The sequence below is a fragment of the Microbacterium sp. P2_F9 genome (assembly GCF_056403635.1).
On the sequence record NZ_JBFUFC010000029.1, the window covers coordinates 18,056 to 27,755 of the forward strand.

At 68.9% G+C, this 9,700-nt stretch carries 12 protein-coding genes; 3 read left to right on the forward strand and 9 right to left on the reverse strand.

Annotated elements, in window-relative coordinates:
* Nucleotides 1-23 precede the first annotated feature (23 nt).
* From AC1DVT_RS05055 to AC1DVT_RS05070, 4 genes are read right to left on the reverse strand one after another with little or no spacing between them, the layout of a single operon-like run.
* Complete coding sequence (locus tag AC1DVT_RS05055) at nt 24-875, reverse strand: fumarylacetoacetate hydrolase family protein (RefSeq protein ID WP_477387050.1); 852 nt, start codon at nt 873-875, stop codon at nt 24-26.
* Nucleotides 872-1,747, reverse strand: a complete 876-nt coding sequence (locus tag AC1DVT_RS05060) for a fumarylacetoacetate hydrolase family protein (RefSeq protein WP_477387052.1) — start codon at nt 1,745-1,747, stop codon at nt 872-874. The genes AC1DVT_RS05055 and AC1DVT_RS05060 overlap by 4 nt, the downstream gene beginning before the upstream one ends.
* A gap of 31 nt (nt 1,748-1,778) precedes the next feature.
* Entirely contained in the window at nt 1,779-2,558 is a 780-nt protein-coding gene (locus tag AC1DVT_RS05065; protein WP_477387054.1) for an SDR family NAD(P)-dependent oxidoreductase, read from the reverse strand.
* 26 nt (nt 2,559-2,584) lie between these two features.
* Entirely contained in the window at nt 2,585-3,367 is a 783-nt protein-coding gene (locus AC1DVT_RS05070) for an SDR family NAD(P)-dependent oxidoreductase (protein ID WP_477387056.1), read from the reverse strand.
* Between the two features lie 91 nt (nt 3,368-3,458).
* Between AC1DVT_RS05070 and AC1DVT_RS05075 the strand changes: the two genes are divergently transcribed.
* Together AC1DVT_RS05075 and AC1DVT_RS05080 are read left to right on the forward strand one after the other, a co-directional pair.
* On the forward strand, nt 3,459-4,016 hold the full coding sequence (locus tag AC1DVT_RS05075; RefSeq protein ID WP_477387058.1) for a carboxymuconolactone decarboxylase family protein: 558 nt from the start codon (nt 3,459-3,461) through the stop codon (nt 4,014-4,016).
* A 39-nt stretch (nt 4,017-4,055) separates the two neighbouring features.
* Entirely contained in the window at nt 4,056-4,862 is an 807-nt protein-coding gene (locus AC1DVT_RS05080; RefSeq protein ID WP_477387060.1) for an IclR family transcriptional regulator, read from the forward strand.
* A 64-nt stretch (nt 4,863-4,926) separates the two neighbouring features.
* Here the strand turns inward: AC1DVT_RS05080 and AC1DVT_RS05085 are convergent, their stop codons facing one another.
* Genes AC1DVT_RS05085 through AC1DVT_RS05095 form a run of 3 tightly spaced genes read right to left on the reverse strand, consistent with a single transcriptional unit; the run spans nt 4,927 to nt 7,173 of the window.
* Nucleotides 4,927-5,817: an alpha/beta hydrolase fold domain-containing protein gene (locus tag AC1DVT_RS05085; protein ID WP_477387062.1), complete on the reverse strand. Its 891-nt coding sequence runs from the start codon at nt 5,815-5,817 to the stop codon at nt 4,927-4,929.
* Nucleotides 5,818-5,831: 14 nt separating this feature from the next.
* Entirely contained in the window at nt 5,832-6,620 is a 789-nt protein-coding gene (locus AC1DVT_RS05090; RefSeq protein WP_477387071.1) for an alpha/beta hydrolase fold domain-containing protein, read from the reverse strand.
* Between the two features lie 7 nt (nt 6,621-6,627).
* On the reverse strand, nt 6,628-7,173 hold the full coding sequence (locus AC1DVT_RS05095) for a quercetin 2,3-dioxygenase (RefSeq protein ID WP_457099526.1): 546 nt from the start codon (nt 7,171-7,173) through the stop codon (nt 6,628-6,630).
* Between the two features lie 157 nt (nt 7,174-7,330).
* Between AC1DVT_RS05095 and AC1DVT_RS05100 the strand changes: the two genes are divergently transcribed.
* On the forward strand, nt 7,331-8,242 hold the full coding sequence (locus AC1DVT_RS05100) for a LysR family transcriptional regulator (protein WP_477387064.1): 912 nt from the start codon (nt 7,331-7,333) through the stop codon (nt 8,240-8,242).
* Nucleotides 8,243-8,251: 9 nt separating this feature from the next.
* On the opposite strand, the gene AC1DVT_RS05105 is transcribed toward AC1DVT_RS05100, so the two are convergent.
* A complete protein-coding gene (locus AC1DVT_RS05105) occupies nt 8,252-9,118 on the reverse strand; it encodes an ATP-binding cassette domain-containing protein (protein ID WP_477387066.1) in 867 nt (288 codons plus the stop codon).
* Nucleotides 9,115-9,700, reverse strand: a 586-nt coding sequence (locus AC1DVT_RS05110; RefSeq protein ID WP_477387068.1) for an oligopeptide/dipeptide ABC transporter ATP-binding protein, incomplete at its 5' end; no start/stop codon positions are given. The genes AC1DVT_RS05105 and AC1DVT_RS05110, both read right to left, overlap by 4 nt.

Consider the following 9,700-nt stretch of genomic DNA (forward strand, 5'->3'; position numbering starts at 1 on the left):
AGGGGATAGCGACGGTCCGACGGTCATCCGCCGGCGGTGAACCTGGTCGTCAGAGTGCCGATGCCCTCGATCTCGCTCACCAGCACGTCGTCCGGGCCGATGAAGCGCGGCGGAGTGCGGCGGTTGCCGATGCCGGAGGGCGTCCCCGAGAAGATGATGTCGCCGGGCAGCAGCGGGCACACGGCCGACAGGCGCACGATCAGCTCGGGGACGTCGTAGAGCATCATCGACGTGCGCGAGGACTGCATCCCCTCGCCCGACAGACTGCACGAGATCCCGAGGTCGTCGCGATCCGCGAACTCGTCGGTGGTCACCAGCCACGGGCCGGTCGGGCCGAAGCCCGGGAACGACTTGCCGAGGCTGAACTGCGGGGCCGCACCCTGCAGCTGGGTGATGCGCTCGGAGAGGTCCTGGCCGACCGTGAGGCCGGCGACGTGGTCCCACGCGGATTCGCGATCGACCTTGTGCGCGGCCTTGCCGATCACGACGACGAGCTCGACCTCCCAGTCGACGTGCCCTTCGGGCAGCTCGACGACATGGTCGGGGCCGACGATCGACGAGGGGAACTTGGTGAACGTCACCGGCATGGAATCCGGCGGGTACCCCGCCTCGGCGGCGTGCTCGGCGTAGTTCAGGCCGATCGCGAACACCTGCCGCGGGCGCGGCACGGGGGCGCCGAGGTCAGTGGCGTCGAAGGTGACGGATGCCGCAGCCGCGGCATCCGGAACCGTCGATGCCCACTCCGCGAAGGCGGCCCAGTCGTCGAACAGCGCCTGGGGATCGGGGCCGAAGCGACCGTCCGACGCCGTGGCGACGTCGACCGCGCCGCCCTCGGAGACGAGGACGGCACGGCCGGCGAGGTTGGCGATTCTCACCAGTCGACCCGCTTCGGAGCGGGCTCGCCGTAGCGCTCTTCCCAGCTGATGACCTTGTTGCGGAGGATGCCCAGGCCCTGGATCTCGGCCTCGACCACGTCGCCGGGCTTGAGGTAGAAGTCGAAGGGGTTCTCCTGGATCGCCGCGACGCCGCGAATGGTGCCGGTCGAGATGAGGTCGCCCGCGCTGAAGATCTGCGGCGAGTGGTACGAGATGAGGTGCGGCAGCGTCACGACCATCTCGTTCGTGTTGCCCTTCTGCCGGACGTCTCCGTTGATCCGCAGCTCCATCGCGAGGTTCTGATAGTCCGGCACCTCATCGATCGTGACGATGTACGGGCCGATCGGGCAGAACGTGTCGATGGCCTTCGAGAACGAGAACACGCCGGACTCCATCTCCTTGCGCTGGATGTCGCGCGCCGAGATGTCGTTGAAGATCGTGAAGCCGGCGATGTGCTCCACCGCATCCTCAGGGCTGAAGAACTTGCCCGGCTTGCCGATGACCGCGAGCATCTCGAGTTCGTAGTCCATCTCGCGAGTGAGGTGGTCGGGGTAGACGATCTCGTCGTCGGGGCCGATGATCGCGTCGACGTTCTGGAAGAACACGATGCCCTTGTGCACGGGGTGCGACCAGTTGACCTTCTCGAGCTCTTCATGGTGGGCCGCGAAGTTGCCGGCGGTATGGAAGAACTTCTTGGGCACGATGGGCGCACGCAGCCGTACATCGCTGTAGGCGAGGCGCTCGCCGGTCTCAGCGACCTTGCCCTCGAGTTCGAAGTAGGTGCGGGTCGAGGGCACGTCGAGTTCGATGACGAGGTTCTCCTCGAGTTCGAGGCGGCCGACGCGACCGTCGTCGAAGGTGATGAGCTTCATGGTTTCTGTCTCCTAGGTGTCGGGCGGGCGCTCAGGCGCCGACCATGTTGAAGCCGCCGTCGGCGAGCATGTAGCCGCCGGTCAGGTGCGCCGCCTCGTCGGTCGCGAGCCACAGGCAGGTGCCGGCGACGAACTCGGGCGGCGGGATGATGCCCATCGGGGTCTGCGAGAGCAGCACCTCGCGGCGGCCGTTCTTCCAGTCCTCACGGTTGAGGAGACGCTCGGTCTCCATGAAGCCGGGCGCGAACGTGTTGATGCGCACGGCGGGCGCAAACGCCTTGGCGTAGGACTTCGTGATGCCGAGGATCGCGTACTTGGCGGCCGCGTACTGCGGGGCACGAGCCGAACCGCGGACGATCACCGTCGAGCCCACCTGCACGATGTTGCCGTGGCCCTGCTCCAGCATCCGTGCACCGAATTCGTGGGTCATGAGGAGGGTGCCCTTGACGTCGATGTCGATGACAGCGTCGAGTGCCTCCTGCGTGAGCTCGTCCCAGTTCATCTGCTCGCTCGAGACGTCGCCGACGTTGTTGACGAGCACGTCGAGCACGCCGAACGCTGCCCACACTTCGTCGGCCATGCGCTTGATCTCGGCCCACGAGCCGATGTCGGCCTGCACGAGGATGCCGTCGCTGCCCGCTTCGCGGATGCGCTCGAGCGTCGCCTCGGCGCCGGCCTTGGACGAGCGGTAGTGGACGGCGACCTTGGCGCCCTCCTGTGCGGCGCGAACCGCGATCTCGGCGCCGAAGCCGGTGCCGGCGCCCGTGACAAGCACGGTCTTGCCCGCGAAGCGGGGGAAGATCTGCGACATGTGTCTCTCCTATCGTCGTTGAAGTCTCAGACCAGAGTCCGGCCGCCGTCTATGTACATCACGTGGCCGGTGATGAAGCCGGCGTGGCGTGACGACAGGAACAGCGCGGGACCGGTCAGTTCGTCGGGAGTGCCGAGGCGCCCGGCGGGCACCAGGCTCTCGAGGTCTGCGCGCTTGCCCGGCTTGGCGAGCTCGCCGGCGGTGAGCGGCGTCTCGATGTAGCCGGGGGCGAGGGCGTTCACGGTCACGCCCGATGAGGCCCATTCGCGTGCCATGACCCGCAGAAGCTGGTTGATGCCACCCTTGGACGCCGCGTACGGACCGTGCGAGTGGTGGGCGAGCAGCCCCGAGACGCTCGAGAGTGCGAGCACCCGTCCATGCCCCTGGGCGACCATGTGGCGGCCGGCGGCCTGCGCCAGGCCGAACAGGGACGAGAGGTTGACGCGGAGGATGTGGTCCCACTCGTCCTCGGTGAAATCGAGGATTGGACGCCGGTCGTTGATGCCCACGGCGTGCAGCATCACGTCGAGTCCGCCGAGCCGCTCCACGACCTCCGAGACGACGCGGTCGCCCGATCCGTGCTCGGTGAGGTCGGCCTGGATCAGCTTGTGCCGTGCGCCGAGAGCGGCCAGTTCATCCCCGATGGCCTCCAGCGCACGCTGGTCGCGGTCGACGACGGCGACCGACGCCCCCGCGTTCGCATACGCGAGTGCGCAGGCTCCCCCGATCCCGCCGGCACCGGCGACCAGGACCCGCGAGCCGTCGAGTCCGAGCCAGTCGGCCCCCGTGCTCAGGGCGGTGTCTGTCATGACGTTTCCTCGATTGATTCATTCAATGAAAGTTGTTTTCGTAGATTGAATGTATGCTGATCTCAGCGATTCGTCAAATGGAGGACCATCGATGGCCGGACGCGTGCACCCCTTCACCCCCGAATCGCTCACGAGCGCGCAGCGCGACCTGTACGACGCGATCGCCGGCGGCCCGCGGTCGCAGGGGCCCCAGCACTTCGCCCTCACCCGCCGCGACGGGTCTCTGCGCGGGCCCTTCAACGCGCTGCTTCTCGCACCGGGGCTGGGCGCCGCGCTCCAGGATGTGGGAGCCGCGATCCGCTATCGCGGCGCGCTCAGCGACCGCTCGCGCGAGATCGCGATCCTGCTGGTCGCCGCCCACTGGGACAGTGCCTTCGAGCGCGAGGCGCATGAAGCGGTGGGCGCCGCCGCGGGGCTGACCGATGCCGAGCTCTCCGCGCTGCGCGGCCCCGATACGTCCGGCTTTTCTGGCGACGAGGGCCTGGTGGCGCGGGTGACGGCGGCGCTGCTCGACGGCGACCTCGACGACGACCTGTGGGACGAGGCATCCACGGCCCTCGGTGCGGAGGTGGTCTTCGAGCTCACGGTGCTCGTGGGGTACTACGCGACCCTCGCGCTGCAGCTGCGGGTCTTCCGGGTTGAGGCCTGACGTTGCACCCGCTCGCATCCGAAGATACGGTTTCACGCAATGAAAACTGACGAGCCGGCCGATGCGGCCGAGAAGACGCCCAGCCGCTACCGGATCGAGGCGCTCGCCAAGGGCCTGGATGTCCTGAGGCTCTTCGACGAGTCGGTGACCTCGCTGAAGCTGCGCGAGATCAGCGACCGCACCGGCATCCCGATGCCGACCGCCTTCCGCGTCGTCGCAACACTCGAAGAGGGCGGATATCTCGAGCGACTTCCGGATGGCAGCATCCGTCCCGGTGTCGCCGTCCTGCTGCTGGGCTCGGCCGCACTTCGCGGATCGAGCCTCGTGCAGCTGAGCGAGCAGCCCCTGCGGCACCTCGCCGAGCAGTCGGGCGAGACCGTCAACCTCGGCGTGCTGGTCGGAGACCAGGTGCTGTACCTCGCGCGCCTGCGCAACTCCGATCTCGTGACCGCGAACATCCAGGTCGGCTCGACGCTCCCCGCTGCCTACACCTCGATGGGCAAACTGCTGCTCGCCTACCTCAGTGACGCGGAACTGAAGGCGGCGCTCGCGAACCACGATTTCTCGAGGGATGCCGGCCCCAACGCCGCGGGATCGCTCGACGAACTGCGCGAGCGCCTCGCCGCCATCCGCGAGCAGGGCTACTCGCTGCAGGACCAGGAGGTCGCCGCCGGCCTGCGGTCGGTCTCGGTACCGGTCTTCGGGCGGAATGCCGCCAAGCCGGCCGCCGCGATCAACATCGCCGTGTCGACGCAGCGCCACGATCTCGCCTCCCTCCGGGGGCCGATTCTGCAGCGGCTGCGCGCGACGGCCGAGGACATCTCGCGGCTGCTGCGCGCGACCTGACACAACCCGAGGTCGGTGCGCGGCATCCCGGTGTCGCGGACCTGACCCGCTCGCTGGGCGGGTCTCAGCGCGCCGCGATCGCATCCTGGAGAAGCCTCAGAGTCAGCTCCGCGGCGGGATGGCCGACCTCGTTGAGATACCCGTGCATGGCACCCCGTGCCCGCACGACGTGCAGATCGACGCTGGCTGTGGCGAGCTCGCCGGCGAAGGCCTCCCCCGACGCACGGAGGCTGTCGAGCTCGGCGTTGACCATGAGCACCGGAGGAAGCCCCGCGAGATGGTGACCTCCCGCGAAGGCGTACCCGTCCGGGTCGCCCGCGGGATCGGGCAGGTAGTTGCGATTGATGGCGTCACGGGCCTCCGACGTGAAGATGCGGGCGGGAGGGACGGTCTGAAGCAGGCGCGCCAGCTCTTCATTGGGCTCCAGGATGCCGTCATGCAGCGACGGGTAGACCAGCGCCAGCAGGCTCGGGATGGCCGCCCCCCGGTCGCGCAGTCGCATCGCCGCACCCGCCGAGAGGTTGGCGCCGGCACTCGCGCCACCCAGGGCCACTCGATCGGGGTCGGCGCCATACGTGCCGGCGTTCTGCACCGCCCAGTCGAAGGCGGCCACGGTCTGCAGGCCGGCGACCGGGAAGCGCGCCCGCGGACCGGCAGCTTCGGCTTCAGCCCGCAGCTGCTCGGGGGACGGGAAGGCGGCATCGGGGTCGGGCGGTGCGAGTGCGGCCAGTCCATCGAGCGGTGCCAGCGTGTAATCCACGGAGACCACCGTGATGCCGGCTTCGCTCAGCCTCCGGCCGACCTGATCGGCCTCGGGCATCTCGAGGGTGCCGAACATGAACGCTCCACCATGGAGCCACACCAGGGCGGCTCCGCCGGGCTCCGAAGCCGGGTAGACGCGCACCCGGAAGACGTAGCCCCCGGCCTCGAGCGCGATGTCGTGCGTATCGGTCATGGTGATCCTCTGGGTCAGCGCGCCGTGTGGCGCGAGATGAAGTCGATAGCCCGGTCGAAGAGCGGGCCGGTGTCCGCGCAGCCCTGCCAGAAGTGCCTGCCACCCTGGACGGGGTGGAAGTCCACCTCGGCGCCGGCACCGCGAAGCGCCTCTGCGAGGGCGACGCTCTGCGAGAAGGGCACGTGCTCGTCGGCTGTCCCGTGCGCGATATGGAAGGGCGGAGCGCCGGGCCTCACCTGGTGGACGGGGCTGGCGAGCCGCGCGGTCTCGGGATGCCGGGCCGCAGGCCCGCCGATCCACCGGGCTTCGCGAGTGTCCGCAGGGGCTTCGCCGAGGTCGTGCTCAGCCATGGTGAAGAGGTCGGCCGGGCCGAACCAGTCGACGACCGCGCGCACATCGTCGCGACGGAGCGCGGTCAGCGCCGCGAGGGTCGCACCGGCTGAGACTCCCCACAGCACGATGCGCGAGGCATCGATCCCGTGGTCGGAGGCGTGCGCGTACAGCCACGCGAGCGCGGCATCCACGTCGTCCAGCTGCGCGGGGAACCGGGCCTCGCCGCTCAGCCGGTATTCGCAGGAGACGACCGCGAAGCCGGCGGCCACGATGCGGTCGAACGACTGCGCGTCGCTGATGCCAGGCGTGAGGACCTTGCGGCTCCCGCGCAGCCACCCCCCGCCGTGCAGGAACACGACGAGGGGAGCGGCTGCGTTGTCGAAAGATGCGGCGTCCGGGGTCCGCAGGTCCAGCGACAGCGGGYGGAATCCCGCGGGCTGTGCGAAGTCGATCTCGAGGATCGAAGTCATCACGACCTCAGTCGCGGAACTGGAACTCGGGCATGAACTGCGTCCAGTACTTCTCGCCCGCGGCGCGCATGGTCGGGTAGTCGGGAACGTAGACCCCCCGGGGCTCGGTGAGATCGGTCTGCTGCCCCATCGCGTGGAAGAAGCGCTCGAAGCCGGCCGTGCCGACGCCGAATACCTTGGTGGTGTTGTGGATCTGGAACGCGTGCACGACGTTCGCCGGGATGAACGCGAAGTCGCCCGTCGTCAGCGTGGTCTTGGTGTGGTAATCGGCCTCGTCATCCATCCAGATGCTGATCTCACCGTCGACGACGTAGAAGATCTCGTGCGTCTTGAAGTGCTTGTGCGCCGGAATCCGGTCGCCCTTGGGTCCGACCATGGTGAACGCGCCGTACTGGTCGTCGGTCTCATCGGCCGAGAGCAGAATCGAGAAGAGCTGGTCGAAGACGAGGGACTTCTCGCCCTCGCCGTTGCCGAGGACGAACGGCTTCGGGGCCGCCGGGAGGATGCCCGCGAAGGGCACCTTGTCCGGGTCGTCTGCAGGGAAAGTGGTCATGCTTTACCTCCTTGTGAAAGCAGTAGGTGCCGTTAGGCGGAGAACTCGGCGGACGGTGCCCGCGAATCGCTCTTGGTGCCTCAAGTCTCACCAGGATCCGCGGGGCAAGGAAGTTCGACATCCCTACCCGGCGTTAGCCTCGGACTAAGATCCGAGCATGGATGTGCCGATTCACGTCATCCGCTATTTCTGCGTGCTCGCCGAGGAGCTCCACTTCGGTCGCGCCGCTGAGCGGCTGAGCATCACCCCGCCATCGCTGAGCCAGCAGATCAGCCGCCTCGAGCAGCAGCTCGACGTCAAGCTCTTCGATCGGAGTCCGCGCAAGGTCGAGCTGACCCGCCACGGCCGCGAGCTGCTGCCCTTGGCGCGGCGCGTGCAGGACGATCATGACCAGCTGCTCGCCTGGGGCCGTTCACTCCAGCGCGAGCAGAAGACGCCCCTGCTGCGGGTGGGGGTCGTCGCGGCGGGAGCGGGCGCGCTCACGACGGCCGCCATCGCCTCGACGATGCAGGCCATTCCGCAGGCGCGCATCGAGATGCGCCGGCTCGGCTTCTTCGACGTCGCCTCCGAACTCGAGTCCGGCAACGTCGACGTCGTCTTCGCGCCCTCGCCCATGCGACTCCCCCCGCGCATCAGGGTCGAGCCGCTCTGGGTCGAGCCGCGGGTGCTCGTCGTGCCGGCCGGTCATCCGCTCGCCGATCGCGAGTCGGTCGCGATCGCAGAGACGAACGACGAGGTCTTCGTGTCCGTCGCGGGCGGCACACCGGAGGTGGTCGACTGGTGGATCGTCGACCCGCGCCCGGATGGCTCGCGGGTCAAGCGCGGCCCCACCGCCGACAGCGTCGATGGGCTGTTCGAGCTCGTCGCAGCCGGTGCGGGCGTGAACATCGCCGGGCAGTCGGCGTCGCGCCAGTACCGGCGCGACGAACTGGGGTTCATTCCGATCACCGACATCGATCCCGCCATGATCGTGCTCTGCAGCCTCAGCGACTCGCCCAACCCGATGGTCGCCACCTTCCGCGAGACCGCGCAAGCCCTCTCGCCGCTCGTGGAGGGCACACTCCACTGACGGTGTCCGCTATGCCGCCGGCGTAGCCGCCTTCAGCGCCTGCCAGGCCTCGCGACGTCGGGCCTGCTCGTCGGGATCGGGCACCGGCGAGGCCGCCATCAGCACTCGCGTGTAGTGCTGCTGAGGGTTGCGCATCACTTCGGCGGTGATCCCCTCCTCCACGAGCCGGCCACGATTGAGGACGATGACGCGCTGCGCGAGGAACTCGACGACCGCCATGTCGTGGGCGATGAAGAGGTAGCCGAGGTCCTTCCCGGCGCGGAGGTCCGAGAGCAGATTCAGCACCTGGGCCTGCGTCGAGAGGTCGAGCGCGCTGACCGCCTCGTCGCAGACCACGAGCCGCGGATCCGTCACGAGGGCGCGCGCGATCGCGATGCGCTGACGCTGGCCCCCGGAGAACTGCCGAGGGTATCGCGCTTCGGACCCCGGGGCGAGCCCGACGGCATCCAGCACCTCTTTGACGCGCCGATCGCGCTCCGGGCGCGCAACCCCCGCGACGCGCATCGGCTCGGTGATCGCGTCGCCGATGGGCCGGCGAGGATTGAGCGACGAGAACGGGTCTTGGAAGACCGCTCGCAGATCGCCCTGCAGAGCGCGCCGGCGGGAGGCGCTGAGACGCGTGATGTCACGACCCTCGAAGAGGATCTGGCCGCTGGTGACCGGCTGCAGCCCGAGGATGGCGCGGCCGATCGTGGTTTTGCCCGAACCGGACTCCCCGACGAGCCCCAGGGTCTCGCCCCGACCGATCGAGAACGACACGTCGTCGACGGCGGGCGCGCCATTCTTGTTGAAGCGGACGACGAGATTGCGAACCTCGAGGAGGGGAGCGGAGTCAGTGCGCTCCGCTGCGGACGGCACAGTACTCGCGGTGCTCACAGGTCTCCTCCTCCGATCGCGACGGGCTGTCGCCACTCTTCCTGACGTCCGCGCACCTCGTCGCGCCTGATGCAGCGGACGCCACCCTCGCCCTCCGCACGCTCCATGAGCGGGATGCCCGTCATGCACTCGTCGCGCGCGAACCGGCAGCGCTGGGCGAACYGGCATCCCGTCGTCCACGACCCGGGCAACGGCACCTGGCCGGGAATCGAGGCCAGGCGCGTCGTGCCCGCGAAGTCGAGAATCGCGTGCGGGTCTGCGGCGAGCAGGGCCATCGTGTACGGGTGCTCGGGACGGACCAGCACGTCGCGCACGGTTCCGGTCTCGACGATCTGGCCCGCGTACATGACCGAGACGTCGTCGCAGATGTCCGCGACGACCCCCAGATCGTGCGTGACCAGGATGATCGACATGCCTCGGGATGCCACCAGCTCGCGCAGCAGCGCCAGGATCTCAGCCTGGATGGTGACGTCGAGCGCGGTCGTGGGCTCGTCCGCGACGAGCAGGCGGGGCGAGCCGGCCAGGGCGAGGGCGATCGCCACACGCTGGGCCATCCCGCCCGAGATCTGGTGGGGGTAGCTC